This is a genomic window from Pseudomonas sp. JL3 (assembly GCF_031570575.1).
In the GTDB taxonomy this organism is placed as follows: Bacteria; Pseudomonadota; Gammaproteobacteria; order Pseudomonadales; family Pseudomonadaceae; genus Aquipseudomonas; species Aquipseudomonas cucumis.
The window spans coordinates 167,150-185,738 of sequence record NZ_JAKWJK010000013.1; the positions used below are offsets into that span (position 1 = coordinate 167,150).

Annotated in this window: 16 protein-coding genes and 1 pseudogene; 12 read left to right on the plus strand and 5 right to left on the minus strand. The window is 56.5% G+C overall.

All coding sequences use genetic code 11. The annotated features are described in order from the left end of the window. From MMG91_RS21150 to MMG91_RS21165, 4 genes are all read left to right on the plus strand, one after another. Positions 1-1,149 (plus strand): HesA/MoeB/ThiF family protein, encoded by a 1,149-nt coding sequence (locus tag MMG91_RS21150; RefSeq protein ID WP_310660586.1) that lies wholly within the window; start codon positions 1-3, stop codon positions 1,147-1,149. A gap of 25 nt (positions 1,150-1,174) precedes the next feature. Then, positions 1,175-2,479, plus strand: coding sequence for an MFS transporter (locus MMG91_RS21155; protein ID WP_310660587.1), 1,305 nt, complete (start codon positions 1,175-1,177; stop codon positions 2,477-2,479). A gap of 48 nt (positions 2,480-2,527) precedes the next feature. Beyond that, on the plus strand, positions 2,528-3,706 hold the full coding sequence (locus tag MMG91_RS21160) for a hypothetical protein (protein ID WP_310660588.1): 1,179 nt from the start codon (positions 2,528-2,530) through the stop codon (positions 3,704-3,706). 431 nt (positions 3,707-4,137) lie between these two features. Then, entirely contained in the window at positions 4,138-4,467 is a 330-nt protein-coding gene (locus tag MMG91_RS21165) for a hypothetical protein (protein ID WP_310660589.1), read from the plus strand. A gap of 186 nt (positions 4,468-4,653) precedes the next feature. Here MMG91_RS21165 and MMG91_RS21170 read toward each other — a convergent pair whose 3' ends face one another. Further along, a complete protein-coding gene (locus MMG91_RS21170; protein WP_310660590.1) occupies positions 4,654-7,272 on the minus strand; it encodes an AAA family ATPase in 2,619 nt (872 codons plus the stop codon). Beyond that, a complete protein-coding gene (locus MMG91_RS21175) occupies positions 7,269-7,709 on the minus strand; it encodes a hypothetical protein (protein WP_310660591.1) in 441 nt (146 codons plus the stop codon). The genes MMG91_RS21170 and MMG91_RS21175 overlap by 4 nt, the downstream gene beginning before the upstream one ends. A 739-nt stretch (positions 7,710-8,448) precedes the next feature. Between MMG91_RS21175 and MMG91_RS21180 the strand changes: the two genes are divergently transcribed. Beyond that, the gene (locus MMG91_RS21180; protein ID WP_310660592.1) at positions 8,449-8,730 is read left to right on the plus strand and encodes a DUF3077 domain-containing protein; all 282 of its coding nucleotides are present in this window, start codon (positions 8,449-8,451) and stop codon (positions 8,728-8,730) included. A gap of 288 nt (positions 8,731-9,018) precedes the next feature. Here MMG91_RS21180 and MMG91_RS21185 read toward each other — a convergent pair. Beyond that, positions 9,019-9,144, minus strand: a pseudogene (locus tag MMG91_RS21185) (PH domain-containing protein); the annotation flags it as partial. 113 nt (positions 9,145-9,257) lie between these two features. On the opposite strand from MMG91_RS21185, the gene MMG91_RS21190 reads away from it, so the two are divergent. From MMG91_RS21190 to MMG91_RS21210, 5 genes are all read left to right on the plus strand, one after another. Then, complete coding sequence (locus tag MMG91_RS21190) at positions 9,258-9,635, plus strand: hypothetical protein (protein ID WP_310660593.1); 378 nt, start codon at positions 9,258-9,260, stop codon at positions 9,633-9,635. Between the two features lie 338 nt (positions 9,636-9,973). Further along, positions 9,974-10,450 (plus strand): formate dehydrogenase subunit gamma, encoded by a 477-nt coding sequence (locus MMG91_RS21195; RefSeq protein WP_052964752.1) that lies wholly within the window; start codon positions 9,974-9,976, stop codon positions 10,448-10,450. Beyond that, positions 10,447-12,009, plus strand: a complete 1,563-nt coding sequence (locus tag MMG91_RS21200) for an NADH-ubiquinone oxidoreductase-F iron-sulfur binding region domain-containing protein (protein ID WP_310660594.1) — start codon at positions 10,447-10,449, stop codon at positions 12,007-12,009. Before MMG91_RS21195 ends, MMG91_RS21200 begins: the two co-directional genes overlap by 4 nt. After that, complete coding sequence (gene fdhF, locus MMG91_RS21205; protein WP_310660595.1) at positions 12,006-14,891, plus strand: formate dehydrogenase subunit alpha; 2,886 nt, start codon at positions 12,006-12,008, stop codon at positions 14,889-14,891. Before MMG91_RS21200 ends, fdhF begins: the two co-directional genes overlap by 4 nt. Then, positions 14,888-15,109 carry a formate dehydrogenase subunit delta gene (locus MMG91_RS21210; protein WP_305504656.1) on the plus strand — a complete coding sequence of 74 codons (222 nt, stop codon included), beginning with the start codon at positions 14,888-14,890 and terminating at the stop codon, positions 15,107-15,109. The genes fdhF and MMG91_RS21210 overlap by 4 nt, the downstream gene beginning before the upstream one ends. A 64-nt stretch (positions 15,110-15,173) precedes the next feature. Here the strand turns inward: MMG91_RS21210 and MMG91_RS21215 are convergent, their stop codons facing one another. After that, positions 15,174-16,535, minus strand: coding sequence for an ATP-binding protein (locus MMG91_RS21215; RefSeq protein ID WP_310660596.1), 1,362 nt, complete (start codon positions 16,533-16,535; stop codon positions 15,174-15,176). Beyond that, positions 16,532-17,242 carry a response regulator gene (locus MMG91_RS21220; protein WP_310660597.1) on the minus strand — a complete coding sequence of 237 codons (711 nt, stop codon included), beginning with the start codon at positions 17,240-17,242 and terminating at the stop codon, positions 16,532-16,534. The genes MMG91_RS21215 and MMG91_RS21220 overlap by 4 nt, the downstream gene beginning before the upstream one ends. Positions 17,243-17,408: 166 nt before the next feature. Between MMG91_RS21220 and MMG91_RS21225 the strand changes: the two genes are divergently transcribed. After that, positions 17,409-18,200 (plus strand): VacJ family lipoprotein, encoded by a 792-nt coding sequence (locus MMG91_RS21225; protein WP_310660598.1) that lies wholly within the window; start codon positions 17,409-17,411, stop codon positions 18,198-18,200. After that, on the plus strand, positions 18,190-18,453 hold the full coding sequence (locus MMG91_RS21230; RefSeq protein ID WP_305504648.1) for a hypothetical protein: 264 nt from the start codon (positions 18,190-18,192) through the stop codon (positions 18,451-18,453). The genes MMG91_RS21225 and MMG91_RS21230 overlap by 11 nt, the downstream gene beginning before the upstream one ends. Positions 18,454-18,589: the final 136 nt, after the last annotated feature.

Here is an 18,589-nt window from a genome sequence, read left to right on the forward strand (position 1 = left end):
ATGCAATGCAACCTGAAGACGGACACCTCCCGTTACGCCCGCCAGATAATCCTCAGCGAGGTCGGCGCTGAGGGGCAGCAGCGCCTCAAAGACAGCAAGGTGCTGGTGGTCGGTGCCGGGGGGCTGGGTTGCCCGGTACTCCTGTACCTGGCAGGTGCTGGCGTCGGGACGATCGGCATCATTGATAACGACATCGTCGACGTGAGCAATCTGCACCGACAAATACTCTATTCGATTGCCGATGTAGGCGACCTGAAAGTGTTGGCAGCCTTGCGCCGCATCAACCAGTTGAACCCCGACATCGTCGTCCACACCGTTGCCACGACGCTGAACCCGGACAATGTCCTGTCGCTGCTGGCGGAATACGACATCGTCGTCGACGCCACTGATAACTTCGACGCCAAATACCTCATCAGTGACGCTTGTATCGAGTGCGAAAAACCGATGGTTTATGCTTCGATCAGTCAGTTCGAGGGGCAGGTATCGGTATTTAATTATTACAACCGACACACCCAACAACGGGGGCCGTGCTTCCGGGATCTGTTCGAAACACCGCCGCCACCGCACTTGACACAAAACTGCTCGGAGGCGGGAGTTCTTGGCGTCATACCTGGCTTGCTCGGTTGCTTTCAGGCTAATGAAGTACTCAAGCTCATCCTCCGTGCCGGGGAGCCATTGAGCGGGCAATTGTTGTCTATCGACGGCCTGGACAACACTTTCCACCTGTTGAGCATCAACAAGAAAACACGGAGCCGGCCCCCTGTTGGAACGCTTGGCGCCGCGACCACACCTGAGTGGCGCGACAGCGACTGGCTGTCACCCCATACACTGCATGACTGGATAGCGACACAAGCGCCATTTCAATTGGTCGATGTGCGTGATGTCCGTGAGCATCAGCAAGGTTCGCTGGGCGGTGGACTGATTCCGCTCAAAGACATCATCAAGCGCCAGGAAGAGCTCGATACCACCCGCCGTATCGTTTTCTATTGCAAATCCGGCGTCAGAAGCAAGGCAGCCCTACTAGCCGTTCGCAGCGTCAACCAGGATGCGGAACTCTATAGCCTTGAGGGTGGGATCGAGCAATATCTGGCGATCTACCCTGATGACCGTCACCCGTCGTTTCTTGAACGCCCCCGGCTTGCGCAGTAGCCCTATCTGGATCAAAGGTACGTCAATGAGTGCAGATTTTTCAGGCATTACGTGGGGCTTTCCCGGCATCGATCGACGTCTGCTGAAAGTGCAATTCAGCTTTTTGCTTATGGTTCTGGGTGGACGGTGCAATCAACTGGCGGTGGCCTGGTGGGCCTTGCAGGAAACCGGCTCTGCGCTGTACTTCGCCAACATGATTGCCTGTTCCATTGCGGCGGAGGTGTTAGCCAAACCCCTGTTGGGATGGCTGGGGGACAAGTACAACAAAATCCTGATCATCAAGCTGGCCTCGTGGATCAGCCTGCTGACAGCGCTGTTGATGGGGGTGCTGTCCGCCACGGGGTCGTTCAATCCCTGGACGGTGGGCGCGTTGATGATGATCAGCAGTGCGATTGTCGGTGTGCGCGACCCTCTCCAGGCGTCGATCATTCCTTTGTTCGCAGACGACGATAAAGTCTCCCTGGCCTTTCGGACCAAAAGCGTGATGTCGTCCTTTTCTATTCTGCTGGGGCCGGTACTGGCTAGCGGGTTGATTTACGGGTTCGGTATCACGTTCGCCTTTGCTGCCGATTTTTTTGCGATTCTCATCGCCGGAGCGTTGATCGCGACCATCCCGAGCCACATCGGTGCCACCGGTCAAGGCGAAAAAGCCCCGGGTGCCAGCGGCTTCAGCATGATTTATTCCGGTTTCAAAGTGGTTTACGGAGTGAAAGTCGAGTTTTACCTGGCCATCATTGCAATGCTGATCAACTTTGCCCTGTTTCCTTTCTTCACCATTCTGATTCCACTGTACGTAAAGGACGTCATCCAGTACCCGGTCACATACATCGGTCTGCTGGATTCATGCTTCGGGCTGGGCATTCTGGCGGGCAGTTACAAGATCATCGGCTGGTTATCCGACCGGGTTCCCCGTGACATGTGTGTGTCCGCAGGTTTTGCATTACTGGGGTGCAATCTGGTGGTGGTCGGCACCGTTTCATCGTCTTTCATCGTACCCGCGGCCTTTTTCTGCGGCGGTGTAGGCCTGATGTTGATCAACATCCCCACCTCCGCAGTGAGGCTGCTGGCGACGCCCAAGCTCCATCGCAACCGGATTTTTGCCACGGTTTCATTTCTGTCTGCGGCGGCCAGCCCCTTGGGCAGTTTTGCGATGAACACCCTGATCGCCGATCTGGGGGTTGCACTGACAATCACGCTGCTGGGTGTCATGGTGCTGCTGTTGTCTCTGCTGGTCTTTCTGGTACCCGATTTCAAAACTTTCATGCGTTCCCCGGATACGCAGCTCAATGATGCCTACCTGGAAAAATACCCTGAAGCGTTTGCGCGCTGACGTGCCTCGCCGCCCCCCCGCCTCTTACAAATGGAGTTGCCTTTCACCATGCCGGACTTCAAGGATCGACCTGAATCTGCTCGACATGAACAGATCTTCTGCGGCCAATATTATGATGATATGGGCTGTACCGGTTTCCTGGGGGACCCGTCCAAGGATCGAATCTCGGTTCTGATGCTGGGGCTTTCAGACGGTGTGGCGCTGGCGCCGATCGCAGCCAGCACCAGAGTGGCCCATCTGTTGGCCGTTGATCTGGACGAGACCGCACTCGTGCGCAGCCTCGATAACCGGAACCGACTTGCAGCGCATATCGACTTTGACAGCGTGGTCGCTGATGCCGCGCACTTCCTGGACGTCACCCCCGACCGGTACGACGTCATTATTGTCGACCTCTACACCCAGAGCGGTTATGCCCCGATAGTGTTTGATCACGGGTTCCACCAACTATTGAAGAGCCGCCTCAACCCCCTCGGTCATGTGGTGTTCAACGGTTTTGGCGTCCCCATGAATCTGGACCCGTTCAGCGGCTCTGCGCCCCAGGCTTGGCTCGCCCACTGTCTGAACGACAGTTGGGGCGACATTCATTACCTGCCTCACCGACGCAATGCGACGTTCATTATCGGCCCACCTCCATCAGCCACACCACGCACCGCAGCTGCCCTAGAGTCTTTATGTGCCAGTGACCGGCTCTTCATGGACATCATGAGCCTTCGCCTGCTCTATCTGACACCCACGGTTATCCGTCACGCGCCGCTTGAGCCTCCGGCCCTGGACTTCGTCGGAATTGATCTCGAGGTGCACAAACGCTGGAAGGAGTCGTTACCGGCCTTATCGGCACTGCTTCCAGCCTCGCTGAAGCTGAGCAAACCCAACGATCTTCGCGTGTTACTGGATGACCCGGACGCTTGCCAAGCGCTGCAAGAACGATTGTTGAAGGACAAGTCTTCGCTGCGTACCACGCTGGCGTTGCTGATCGCAGGCGAAGTCAACTTCTCGGACCGCGATATGTCATGGCTTCCCGACTGGGTCCTCGCGACACTGGAGAATAGCGCCGAGATCCACCCACGAGACTGGCTGGAGGGTTTACTTCCTTATGCCTATGGCGTCATTACCCACAGAACCCGGGGGGATGTGACCAAAGTGGAAGGCTTTCGACGGGCGCTAGCCCGATTGTCACCGAGCACATGGAGGTCCGACGTTTTACCGAGCCGAGCGCCAAGCGCGTAGCCGCGGTAATACGAGGTGGGAGTATGGTAAGCGTGAATCGGGGCAGTGCTTATAGCGGCAGGCCAGACTCCACCGAACCCGATTGTTTTGTTAACAACAATGACTCACAGAGAATACATCTCGTCGGAAATCAGATAGGCGAAATCGGGAATCTTTCATCCACCTAGCTCCATTGATGCAAATCACTCAAATTTACAGTTTCCCGTATATTAAAAAATGTACATGTGCTTTTATAAATATTAATCAAAGACTTATCTTATTTTTCGAGTCCCCCTCGGCACCAAAATTAAGAAAGGTCTTGCTTTGCAAGGCCTTTTTTTCGTCTATCGAAAAGTGACCTCACCCACCGCCGTCCTGTAGGAGCTGGCTTGCCAGCGATCTTTTGATCTTCGTATCCTCGGCCGGCACGACACCACCCAAGGATTCACCCCATGGAACTGCTGCTGGAAACTGTCGCCTTGTTCTGCCTCAAGCTTGCCTATGAGACGGAGGATTCGAGTCCGATTTTGCGGGATGATTTGGTGATGGGGGATTATGAGCGGGAGGTTTTTGGGTTGCTGGTAAGGCGGGGGGATGTTGAGGGGATTCAGAGGAAGGTGGGTGAGTGCCTGAGTTTGGCGCTGAATGCCATTGGTGGTGTTGATACAGTCTTGGGTCGCGAACTGCATAGGTTGTCAGCAAACTTAAACGCTACGCAGACGATGGAGCGCCTTAATGCCCCAATAATCGCGCTAAAGATTTACTTGAAAAACATTCTTTGAATGACGAGCGCGCGCAGGTATGGACTTGACTCATCCAAGCAAAGTAGAGACTGGGACTTCCTCCCAATCCCAGTCCACCACAAAAATTTCTCTCATTTTTGCCGATAATAAAGGTTTTCAGGAGTCAGTCAGCTATAGAGCGAAGAAACGAACTGAACACTCTCCCAACCTCATCCAAAATCTATATTAACGGACATACTTCATCTTCAAGCCCCTCTTATACAATTGCCCGACGCGCCACCATCCAACATACCCCGGACGCTCTTCAAACATACGTACAGCCTTCATACGCTGCAACGACTCCCGAACACTTCGCTCAGTAAATCCAGTGCGTTCTTTTAACTCAGATACAATACTCTGGTGCTGAAACGGCGTACGCATACCCTCGAACGAAGCAACGAATTTTGTAACACGTTCCCTAACATCCTCTTCGTCGAACTCACCATTCTCATAGTCAAGCGACAACAGATAGGAAAGCTCTTGCTTAGTTTCATTAATAAACTCCCCTGACGCTTCATCATAAGCCTGATTCAGAAGAGTTGAGTCGAGCCTTCCGTCCGCGTCAATAGGAGCTTTAGCATTACTTGCTAGGAGATTTAATTTATTCAAAAATGAAAGATATAGTCTTGGATAGAACGTAGCCTTGTTCGTATCGTCTCCTCCAGCATCAGAAAAGTACAACCGAAGAAATGTAGCTGTAGATAGATTATTACGGCGCAATCTAGAAGGGAAGATCTCAAGCAAAATCTCCGTAGCCTCCTGCTCTGACAGTTCCCCTCTCTGAACCTCCGACCATCTTTTTGCTATATCTTCACAAACATCTCTGAAATTTTCACGCATCCACTTCAAAGTAGGGACACGCGAGACAGCAAAGTTCAAAATTGCCTGAGCACTCCACTTGAGCTGCAAGCTACGCCCCTCGACTTGCTGCTCAATATTTTGAATAGTATCTGACGCCAAATCTTCTCGCACAAAAGCTCGAATTACGAGCCGCCCAGCAAGTCCCGAGTCATTTTGAATACCTCCCATTAACTCAAAGAGAGAACTAACAAAACTTTTTATTCTTGTAGCCGCAACAAGTGTTTCAAGTCCATCAATTAAAAATACAAACGTGGCCTCCGACCCCATCAGTTTAGACTTGATATCAATTTTATGTGCTAAATCTCTGGGAGAACTCCCCTCAGTGATTTTTTTCGACAATGCCTGAACCAGCGACTCCCCCTCCTCGCGCTCAATAGCCACTCTTATCAATGACCACCAGAAAACATTTGCATCGAACTCACATTTCTCCAACCAGTCATTTACCTCAACCGATTGACTCTGCAGGCCCGTGGTGGATTCCTCATCAGCGGCGACCAACAAGGGATTGCCTAAATTTCTTGCGCTAAGCTCACGCAAAAGGCGCGTTTTCCCTGTGCCTTTACGTCCCCAAATGTAAGTGTAAGGGTTACCAGGTACAAACATTTTTTCAACGCCTGAAATATGGATGAACGCTCCCATATCTTTGGCGCCTGACACTGAAGTACCAGTAGCAGCTATTTTGTCCAAATTACCAATTTGTGGAACTTCTCGCTTTCTGGAGACGGGTAGAAGTAGCACTTCCCTTAAGCGAATTAAGGAATTTTGATTATCACTCTGCAATCGGGAGACATCAGGCAACGACGGTTCCAACAGGGCACGATCTAGATACCAATCAACCCAATTCAAAATCAATTCTGATGGAGACACTTGCATCGAATCTTCATTAGAGAATTCTATGGATTCCGCGAGCGCTGTAAGAAGAACCTCCTGAATACGAGCATCATGTTCAGACTTCGAACCGCCAGTTTTGTTAGGATCAAGGGAGAAACTCACAAAGGCTGCTGTAGACTCCGAGGATAGATTTGAAAAAATAGCTCTTACTACATTCAACATATCACTTGGGACAGTTGATAGGTTTGAATCACTACGAGCAAAGACAACAGCCGCGCCGGGCAACTTTGACATGATCGGCAATACGGAAGAAGCAATACCAGTACGATGATCAATTAACACAACATCGTATTTTTCCTCGCCTATGGGAAGTGAGAGCCTCAACTTTTCAGCTGCGCGTTCGTAAATCCTAGTATCGAGCGGTGCGGTGGCTGCTAAGAGCGCAAAATCCAAATCAGCGCCTTCTTGACGAGGACGACATGGCAAAATATCGATACGACCATCTGCACGCCCGCTATAGGCCCCCGCAATAGGCCTACACTTACTTGACCAACCACACAACCCCATAAGTGTTTGGTCATACGAGTCAGCAGATATACCAAAAACCATATCCATTGAAGGAGCTTCAATATCGGCATCAACGACTAGAACTTTATAGCCGTCATCAGCCAAAGCTTTAGCCAATAACCCGAGTACAGTAGAACGTCCTTGCCCACCTTTATAGCCATAGAAGTGAACAAATTTTTCCTCTGTTACAAGTTGGCTTTTTTGACCACCTCCATTCTTTAAAAATGACGAAACCCAAGAGGAACCGCCACTTTCTCCAACCCAACGAAGTTTATCAATATATTCAGAATTTGAGAGAGGACTGACGACTACAGGAAGCCTAGCCATTACATCGGAAAGGTTTAGGGGCGTTTCATCACCATCATTCTCTAGCCACTTTTGTAATTGCCAAAATCTTGTTTCATCTCCCATATCCGAGAAATGATCACTCACAACATCCACATGCAGTGTTGGCGCAAAGTAATTCACGCTGACTTCTGAAATCAAACCTTGATCGAGCGCAGCCAAACTCCTAAGCCGCACGATAATTTCAGAAACCGAACTCATAAAATAACTCCAACACTAGATTCGTTAGCCTTCAGAAAACTACACACTGACTCGCACATAGCATACAAGTCCTTAAGAACTTTTTGAGGTGTCTCATCCACGCCCCCCCAGTCACCGTCCATCCTAGCGTAGCGCATGTAAGGATAATTATCCGCCGGGACGAATTGACTCGCCGTTTTAAGCCCTACACATGTAATGAGCTGTAACTGGTTTCGTAACGTGGCTGCATACCCTATGAGCTGAGCCGCGATGGCGCCAGAAGGGGCTATGGCAGCGGACTGCAAAAGGCCGGGCACATCATGCCCCGACCTACCAGTTGACGTAAGCCCCTGATTTTTCAAAGCTAACTCAAGAGCCACGAGCAATCGATACGCACCTACCAAATCATCTGACTCAGAACATTTTTTAAAAGACTGGATGTTTTTTTTAAGCGCCATAAGCCAGGTCCGTTTCCGATCGCGGAATACTACTAATTTTCAACTCATCTGAGTAGCAAAATCTCAAGAAGAAAACTTCTCTCAAGTGAGGCTATTGTTAAAAAAACGCTCCATCCAACCCAGATACCCGGATACACAGTCAATTGCTCTAAAACTCAAGAACATAATCAATACAAATATTTACTTGTAAGGTACTTAAGCCCCAACAGAAGTCGAAGGCAGAAAGCTTTCGTAAGCCTATGAAACGGATAACTTTAAAAAAGGAAGAGATAGGCCGCGCACTAATAGAGTTCACAATGTGAACCTCCCTACCCTACCCTACCCGAAGGGCGAATTTGTTTCAAAACTCTTGAAGGTTGCAGGAACAGAGCCTGCACGATACTCTCCCACCGTCGCTGCCTAATCAGCGACCGGGTGTGGAAACCCGTGTAATTCAAGGCGCAACAGCGCCCCCATCACGTCTGCCGGCGCTTTTTTTGTGTCTGCGGCGTGAGTTATGGCGGCTGTGCGTGGGACGTCTTCGGGCGTGCCGGTTTCCTTGATTCCCGGTTTTCCACCCCGCGCACAGCTGTCACCCATTCGTGTGGAAACGGACGTGGCAGCTCCCCATACCAAGGAGTCTGATAATGCGCAGCATCAATCCGTACGAAATTTGGCTTTTCCCTCTACGCGACTCCCAGTTTCGTAACGCCCCACAATCCACCCTCTCCCACCGCCTCTCCGTCATCGGAGGTGGCCAATGACCGATCAACCAGAACTCAAAACCATCGGCTTAACCCCCGCCATCTACTGCTCCGATCAACCACTCTTCCACGTCACTCGCGGCGTTCCCCTCGACGATGCGTTAGCCATGGCCTCTGACTTTCTGTTTCTCGCCAAGAAGTTGAACGAAGATGCCGCCTACGCCACAGACACCGACCGCCACGCCTGGGCCGCGCATTATTTGACGGCGATGAGTAAGGCGGTGGTTGATGATGCGGTGAAGGTGCTTAGGCGGGATGGTTCTGATGCCAGTCGGTAAGGCATAAGGCCTGTGGGAGCCAAATGCTTGCGATGGCGGCAGTGCATTCAGCANGATGAGTAAGGCGGTGGTTGATGATGCGGTGAAGGTGCTTAGGCGGGATGGTTCTGATGCCAGTCGGTAAGGCATAAGGCCTGTGGGAGCCAAATGCTTGCGATGGCGGCAGTGCATTCAGCATCGATGTTGGCTGACCTGACGCTTTCGCGGGCAAGCCCGCTCCCACAGGGATTGCGCTTAACGGACAGGCATTATTAGCCCCGAGATTGTCGGGGCTTTCGATCACTCAGCTCACAGTAAATGCTGAGAAATCAGCGTCGAAATCTCCACCCTCGAAGTCCTGCCGGTGAATTCAAACTTCACCTTCCCCAACGATGAAAAACAAATCTCCAACTCGGAATCCACCCACATCAAACCAACAACGCCCTTCAGCCCAAAGCCACCAGTTTGATATCGTGCCTCCATCGCCTCATCTCATCAAAGAAGCCAAAGACGGTTTCAGGGGCATTGTTAACAAGGACAAGGATTGAATGCAGCTAATCGGCGTGTTGGTGTTCTTCGCTGCGACAGTGGGGATGTGGATTGGGATGGTGAGGAACCGTGGCACCGTGAATCTGTGGCTCGCTAATCTGGCGGGTGCCGTGGGTAGTTTTATTGTCGGGATTGCGGTGCTGATTCTGTTCAATAGATGGTTTGTCCCCGGAGGAAACTCGGCACGGGGCGTTGTATTCATTTTTTATACGATGATGGCGGTTTTAGGGGCCTTTGTCGGAACCTGGCTTCTGGTGATCGCCAGGTTCAATCAGTCTGAATCCCCCGTCGTCCGTCATTTGATCGCCGGAGCGTGCAGTGTGTTGGCGGCACTAACCACGGCGGTGTTGTGGGTGATGATCCTTTTCGCCAAGTGAGTGTTTTGACACTCCGCTCATCGCGCTCAAGGATTCCCTGAAAGATACTCAGTGAGCGAACGCCTTTGGCTGCGCTCTTCTAGACTTAATAGGTAGTCGTAGACAGAATCGAACACGTCGCTTTGGTGCAGATGAATCAAAGGCAGCATGGCAAGCTGCCGGTTATGCCCTGAAGAGGTGCGGCAAAGACCGTACCGGGCCCAACAAGATGCCCGCTCAGGGTGCCTGGCCAACGGCCTGAAAATGCCACGATGCCGTGACGTGGTGTGACTGCCGCAGCCGACACTTTCGGACAACTGACAACCGCCTGGTTTGTCCGTGATCGTGAGGAATGCTGTATGCCTGATGAGATGTTGCACCTGCCTATGGTCAACAGCCTGTTGGAGCGCCACAAACGCTCCCCCGGTGCACTGTTGCCCATCCTTCATGAAATTCAGGAGGGCATCGGTTACATCCCCGATGCCGCCATTCCCGAGATTGCCCACGCCCTCAACCTGAGTCAGGCCGAGGTTCGCGGGGTGATCAGCTTCTACCATGACTTCCGCACCGCGCCTCCCGCCCGGCATATCCTGCGTCTGTGCCGAGCCGAGTCCTGCCAGAGCCGCGGCGCCGAGCAGCTTGCGGCGCAATTGCGCGAACGCCTGCAACTGGACGACCACGGCAGCAGCGCCGACGGCAACATCAGTCTGCGCCCGGTGTATTGCCTCGGCGCCTGCGCCTGCTCGCCAGCCCTGGAGCTGGATGGTCAGCTGCATGCGCGGCTCAGTCCCGAGCGTCTGGATGCCCTGCTCGATGCTTGCCGGGAGGACGCATGATGCCGCGCCTCTATCTGCCCTGTGATTCCCTCGCCCGCGCCGTGGGCGCCGATGAGGTGGCCGTGGCCCTTGCCACTCAGGCCCAGGAACGCAGTTTGCCGCTGGACCTGCAACGCACCAGCTCGCGCGGCCTGTATTGGCTGGAACCACTGCTGGAAGTGGACTCCCCGCAAGGCCGTATCGGCTTCGGTCCGCTGACCGCTGCCGATGTGCCGTCCGTGCTCGATGCGCTGCAAGGCGAGCCGTCCGACCATCCGCTGGCCTTGGGTCTGGTGGAAGAATTGCCGTATCTGAAGACGCAACAACGCCTGCTGTTTGCCCGCGCCGGCATTACCCGGCCGCTGTCTCTGGACGATTACCGGGATCATGGCGGTTTCGAGGGCTTGACCCGGGCCGTCGCCATTGGCGGTGAGGAGACCGCGACTGCGGTGTTCGATTCAGGCCTGCGTGGTCGTGGCGGCGCGGCCTTCCCGGCCGGGATCAAATGGCGCACGGTGCGCGCCACCCAGGCGGCGCAGAAATACATTGTGTGCAACGCTGACGAAGGCGACTCCGGCACTTTTGCCGACCGCATGTTGATGGAAGGCGACCCCTTCCTGCTGATCGAAGGCATGGCCATTGCCGGCATCACCGTCGGCGCCACATATGGCTACATCTATGTGCGCTCGGAATATCCACAGGCCGTGGCCACCCTGCGTGCGGCGCTGGAGATTGCCCGGTCCAACGGTTATCTCGGCGCCAATGTCGGTGGCAGCGGCCTGGCCTTCGATATGGAAGTGCGGGTCGGTGCCGGCGCTTACATCTGCGGCGAGGAAACCGCGCTGCTGGACTCCCTCGAGGGCAAGCGCGGGATCGTCCGCGCCAAGCCGCCGATTCCGGCGTTGCAGGGGCTGTTCGGCCAGCCAACGCTGGTGCACAACGTGCTGACCCTGGCCTCGGTGCCGCTGATTCTGGCCAAGGGCGCGCAGTTCTATCGCGATTACGGCATGGGCCGTTCCCTGGGCACCATGCCCTTCCAGCTGGCGGGCAATATTCGTCACGGCGGTCTGGTGGAACGGGCCTTTGGCTTGACCCTGCGGGAACTGGTGGAAGACTACGGCGGCGGCACCGCCAGTGGCCGACCGCTGAAGGCCGCGCAGGTGGGCGGCCCGCTCGGCGCCTGGGTTCCGCCTTCGCAATTCGACACGCCGCTGGATTACGAAGCGTTCGCCGCCATCGGCGCGATGCTCGGTCACGGCGGTGTAGTGGTGGCTGACGACAGTCTGGACATGGCCCGCATGGCGCGCTTCGCGATGCAGTTCTGCGCCGAGGAATCCTGTGGCAAATGCACGCCGTGCCGCATCGGCTCGACCCGGGGCGTGGAGGTGATTGACCGCCTGCTGGCCGCGCCTGACCAGAACGGTCGTGATGAGCAGGTGATCATCCTCAAGGACCTGTGCGACACCCTGCAATACGGTTCGCTGTGCGCGTTGGGCGGCATGACCTCCTATCCGGTCGTCAGCGCCCTCAAGTACTTCCCCGCCGACTTCGGTCTGCAGTCCTCGGAGGCCGACCAATGATCACTCTCTTCGACCCGAAAACCGATATCGATTTGGGAACCCCGGCCCGCGAAAGTCAGGTGCAGGTCACCCTGAACATCGACGGCCAAAGCATCACCGTGCCCGAAGGCACCTCAGTGATGCGCGCCGCCGCGCTGCTGGGCACCACCATTCCCAAACTGTGTGCCACCGACAGCCTGGAAGCCTTCGGCTCCTGCCGCATGTGCCTGGTGGAGATCGACGGCATGCGCGGCTACCCGGCGTCCTGCACCACGCCGGTCAGCGAAGGCATGAGCGTACACACCCAAACGCCGAAGCTCGCCACCCTGCGCCGCAACGTCATGGAGCTGTACATCTCCGATCACCCGCTGGACTGCCTGACCTGCTCGGCCAACGGCAACTGCGAGCTGCAAACCGTGGCCGGCCAAGTCGGCCTGCGGGAAGTGCGTTACGGCTATGAAGGTGAAAACCATCTGGCCGATCAGAAGGACACCTCCAACCCCTACTTCGACTACGACCCGAGCAAGTGCATCGTCTGCAACCGCTGCGTGCGCGCCTGCGAAGAAACCCAGGGCACGTTTGCCCTGACGATTACCGGGCGCGGTTTCGAATCCCGGGTCGCGGCCGCTGGTGGCGATAACTTCCTCGACTCCGAATGCGTGTCCTGCGGCGCCTGTGTGCAAGCCTGCCCCACCGCGACCCTGATGGAAAAAAGCGTGGTCGAACTGGGTCAACCCGAACACAGCGTGATCACTACCTGTGCCTATTGCGGCGTGGGCTGCTCGTTCCGCGCCGAGATGAAAGGCGACCAGGTCGTACGCATGGTTCCAGACAAGAACGGCCAGGCCAACCACGGCCACTCTTGCGTCAAAGGGCGCTTTGCCTGGGGCTACGCCACTCACCCGGATCGCATTACCAAGCCAATGATCCGCAAACACATCAATGACCCTTGGCAGGAAGTCAGCTGGGATGAAGCGGTGACCTACGCCGCCAGCGAATTCCGGCGGTTGCAGCAAAAATACGGCCGCGACTCCATTGGTGGCATCACCTCCAGCCGCTGCACCAACGAAGAAACCTACCTGGTGCAAAAACTGGTGCGCGCCGCGTTCGGCAACAACAACGTCGACACCTGTGCGCGGGTCTGCCACTCGCCGACCGGTTATGGTTTGAAACAAACCCTGGGCGAGTCCGCCGGCACCCAGAGTTTTGACTCGGTGATGCAGGCCGACGTGATCCTGGTGATGGGCGCCAACCCCAGCGACGCCCACCCGGTGTTCGCCTCCCAGCTCAAGCGCCGCTTGCGTGAAGGCGCGCGGCTGATCGTCATCGACCCGCGACGCATTGATCTGGTGGACTCGGTGCATGCCCGCGCCGAACTGCACCTGGCCCTGCGCCCGGGCACCAACGTCGCCATGCTCAACGCCTTGGCCCACGTCATCGTCACCGAAGGCTTGCTCAACCAGGCCTTTATCGACGCCCGTTGCGAGGGCAGTGATTTCGCCCGCTGGAGCGAGTTCGTCAGCCGCGCGGAAAATTCGCCGGAAGCCCTTGGCGCTATCTGCGGCGTCGCCGCTGCCGACATCCGTGCCGCCGCCCGTCTGTATGCCACCGGCGGCAATGCGGCGATCTACTACGGCCTGGGCGTTACCGAGCACAGCCAGGGCAGCACCGCAGTCATGGGCATCGCCAACCTGGCCATGGCCACCGGCAACATCGGCCGCGAAGGCGTGGGCGTGAACCCGCTGCGTGGGCAGAACAACGTTCAGGGTTCCTGCGACATGGGCTCCTTCCCCCACGAGTTGCCTGGCTACCGGCACATCTCCAACGAGGTGGTACGGGCGCAGTTCGAACAGGCCTGGAACGTCACCCTGCAACCCGACCCGGGCCTGCGCATTCCCAACATGTTCGAGGCAGCCCTGGGCGGCAGCTTTAAGGGCTTGTATTGCCAGGGCGAAGACATTGCCCAAAGCGATCCCAATACCCAGCACGTCACCGCGGCGTTGTCGGCGATGGAATGCGTGGTGGTGCAGGACATTTTCCTCAACGAAACCGCGAAGTTCGCTCATGTGTTCCTGCCGGGCAGCTCGTTCCTGGAAAAAGACGGCACCTTCACCAACGCCGAGCGGCGCATCTCCCGGGTACGCAAAGTCATGGAGCCGCTGGGCGGCAAGGCCGACTGGGAAGGCACGGTGGCCCTGGCCAACGCCCTGGGTTACCCGATGCACTACCAGCACCCATCAGAAATCATGGATGAAATCGCCAGCCTGACGCCGACTTTCAGCAACGTCAGTTACACCGAACTGGATCGCCACGGCAGCCTGCAATGGCCGTGCAACGCCGCGGCACCGGACGGCACGCCGACCATGCACATCGACGAGTTCGTGCGCGGCAAGGGGCGCTTCATGCTCACCGGTTATGTGCCCACCGAGGAAAAGGTCAACAGTCGTTATCCCCTTCTGCTGACCACCGGGCGCATCCTCAGCCAGTACAACGTCGGCGCCCAGACTCGGCGCACCGACAACGTCGCCTGGCACCACGAAGACCGCCTGGAAATCCACCCGACCGACGCCGAGAGCCGTGGTATCAACGAAGGTGACTGGGTCGGCATCGGCAGCCGCGCCGGACAGACCGTACTGCGTGCACGGATCACCGAACGGGTAGCCCCAGGCGTGGTGTACACCACCTTCCACTTCCCTGAATCGGGGGCCAACGTCATCACCACCGACAACTCCGACTGGGCCACCAACTGTCCGGAGTACAAGGTTACCGCCGTGGAAGTCAGCCGCGTCTACCACCCTTCCGAGTGGCAAAAACGCTATCAGGAATTCAGCGACGAACAACAACGTCTGCTCGACGAACGCCGCCAGGCACGCACCGCCGGAAAAGCCGAGGTACGCCGATGAGCACTGACAACCTGATCAAAATGGCCAACCAGATCGCCCAGTACTTCGCCAGCGAACCAGACCAGCAACAAGCCGTGCTCGGCGTGCGTAATCACCTGCAGATGTACTGGACGCCCGGCATGCGCAAGGAGTTGCTGGCCTGGCAGACCGAGCATCAGGGGGCAGACTTGCACCCGCTGGCGCAGGCGGCGGTCAGTGGGGCGGGCTGGGAGGCTTAGGTTCACATGATCGCCTGGATTGCCCCTTGGTCTGTGAAAACAGGCCAAGGGGCAATCCATTTCTTCACGCCACCGGATGCACCGGCAACACCACCAACGCCTCCAACCCGCCCATCGACCGATTACGCAGTGTCAGTTCGCCTCCGTGTTCCAGCACAATCGCCCGCGCCGCCGATAACCCCAAACCAACACCCCCAGTGCTTTTGTTACGCGAGCCTTCCATCCGGAAGAACGGCACAAATACTTGTTTAAGGCTCGTATCCGGAATACCCGGCCCACGATCCAGTATTTTGATCCGCACCTGTCCATCACCGGGGATCAGTTCAACCGTCGGCTCACTACCGTACTTGATAGCGTTATCGAGCAAGTTGGTAATTACCCGTTTAAGCCCCAACGGACGCCCGAAATACACCAGCCGCAACGGCCCGCTAAAGGCAATCCCGATTCCCTGATCGCGGCAATCATCAAGTAACGTTTGCAGCAGTTCCGCCAGATCAAACTGGGTCGCCGGTTCAAGCCGCGCATCATCACGAAAGAACTCCAGCGCCGAGTTGATCATTGCCTGCATTTCATCCACGTCACGAAACAGTCGCTGCTGTTGCTCGCTGTCTTCGATGAATTCGCCTCGCAAGCGCATCCGCGTCAGAGGAGCGCGCAGGTCGTGGGAGATGGCGGCGAGCATTTGCGTGCGGTCGCGGATGAAGTGTTGTAGCTGGGCCTGCATGGCGTTGAACGCGAGAATGGCCTGGCGGATTTCGTGGGGGCCGAGCGGTTCGATGGGTGGGGCGCGGAAGTCCGTGCCGAAGCGGCGAGCGCCTTCGGCGAAGCGCTGCAAAGGGGTGGCGAGGCGGCGGGTGGCGATCAGCGCGACCAATGCGGTGGAGATTAGCACCAGAAGAATCACGATCAGGTAGCGTGGCGCTTCGTCGAGGCCCCAACTGCGTGAGGGTGCGGAGAACATCAGCCAGGATGAATCCGATAGCTCGATCAGCAGCGCGTAATGCGCGTCTTCCGTGTGCTGCGTCCAGTCGGCCGGTTCATAGGCTTCGATGCGCCGGTCTGGGGCTCTGAGCATCGGCTGCAGGATGGTCGAGCCGATGTCAGACTTCGGATCGTCCACTGTCGGCAGATTGAGATCGTGCCGATCAGGGTGCCAGGTGATAGTGAAGCCCCTCTCGTTGGCGGCTTGCGCCAATGAGTGGCGCAGGGGCGCCGGAGCGGCCTCGATGACGCGAGTGATGGCGGCGGCTTTTTCCAGCAGGCCGATTTCGGTCAACGGCGGGCGGGCCCAAACCCCGGCCAGCTGGATAAACAACCCGTTGAGCGCCAGTGAGATGAGCATGGCCAGGATGATCGTCAAAGCGATCCAGCGCGCAACCGTATCTTTCGGCCAGTCTCGGGCGCGAATCCGCTTCAGCCAGCTCATCGCCGCGTCACGCTGGGGGTGAACAGGTAACCGCCGTTGCGCACAGTGCGAATCATCGCCGGGCGCTTGGTGTCGGATTCGAGTTTGCGCCGCAGGCGGCTGACTTGAACGTCAATGCTGCGATCGAACGCCTCATGACAATGCCCGCGCGCCAGATCCAACAACTGCTCGCGGGTGAGAATGCGCTGCGGGTGTTCGACAAAAACCAGCAGCAGGTCAAACTCACCGGCCGACAGCGGGATCATCACGTTGTCCGGCGAGCGCAACTCACGGCGCGTGACGTCCAGGTGCCAGTCAGCGAAATCAATCAGCGGCCGTGGCCGTTCCTGCGATACCGGACGGCGCTCGTCCACTCGGCGCAGCACGGCGCGCACTCGGGCCAGCAGTTCACGAGCGTCGAAGGGCTTGGTCAGATAATCATCGGCGCCCAGTTCCAGCCCGATCACCCGATCACTGAGTTCACCCATGGCCGTCAGCATGATCACCGGTATTGCGTGTCGAATCCGCAGTTGCTGACACAGAATCAGCCCGCTGTCGCCGGGCAACATCACGTCAAGAATGATCAGGTCCGGCGCCTGGCGCTCTATGGCCGACCACAGCGACGCACCGTCTGTGGCGACCTCGACGCTGTAGCCGTGCTGCACGAAGAATTTTTTCAGTAGATCGAGGACTTCAAGGTCGTCATCCACAATTAAAAGGCTGTTCACCGAAGGTCACTTAAGGGGCGAATGGAACCGCCATCTAAAACCATTCACGGCAGCACGTCATATATTTCAACTCTGCAATAAAACGTCAGCACCGCAATAAACCAGACATCTTTGCGCAAGGCTTGGAGCTCAGCATCACGGCGAATTCCTCCTGAGATTTGCTTCCATGTTGCCTTTCAAGTGTGCTCCCTGGTTGGCCCGTAACACCTCGATTGCCGTATTGGCTGCAGGGCTGACGGGGTGCAGTAGCCAGCCGCCGTCCACCACCAACGTGGCCTGCGCCGACATCACCTATTCGGTGTACGACCCGGCGGAACCGTTCAATCGTGGAGTCTTCGCGTTCAACCGGGTGGTCGATGACTACGCCCTGGCACCGGTCGCTCGCGGATATCGCTATTTGCCGGGCTTCTTCCAGACCGGTGTGCATAACTTTGTGGCGAACTTCGGAGAGCCCAAGGTCTTTATCAATGACCTGCTGCAAGGTAACCCGATGCGCTCGGTCAATACCCTGGGGCGTTTCGCGCTCAACACCACTGTAGGGGTGGTGGGCTTGATCGACGTTTCCGGCATGGCCGGTATTCCGCGCCACGACGCGGACTTCGGCCAGACCTTCGGCGTGTGGGGCATCGGCAACGGTCCGATCGTCGAGCTACCATTGCTCGGCACCTCTAACAGCCGCGACGCCGCTGGCCGCGCGCTCAGCTTTGTGGTCGATCCATTCGGCAGCAATAGCGATACCGTGGATGCGCTGTCCACTATCAGCACTGTCGGTGGCATCGTCGATGGTCGGGCAGAAGCCTTACCGCTGACCGACAGCCTGCAAAAACTGCCGGACTATTACAGCGCGTTGCGTAGTGTGGTGGCCGAGCATCGTGCAGCTTACGTGGCCGATGGCAAACAAGGCTCGCCAAAGAACACCATTCCTCAATGCATAGGAGCACCGGCTGATGGTTTCTGAAAGCAATAGCCTGGTTCTGCAGCAACGGGTGACCCGGGACGACCCGGCCAATCTGCACTGTCGGGAAATTACTCTGCGTTTGTCAGCGGACTGTCGCCAACTGGTACTCAGTCGGTACACCGAACACTATGGCCCGGCACTGGTGCGCTGGATAGAGCGCAGCCATACGGTGTCGGTGGCCGAAATGGTTCGCTGGCTCGTGGCCAATGGTGAGGCAGGTGTCTTGAGAGCGGACAGCCAATCGTTGTCTTGATTTTCAGGGTGACGATACGGAGGATGGAAGTTTTCCGGTCGCGTGCTGCCACCGGAGAATTTTTTCCCTGTGGACAAACAAAACCCCTACCTGCTTACGCAGATAGGGGTTTCGGAATTTAATCTTGACGATGACC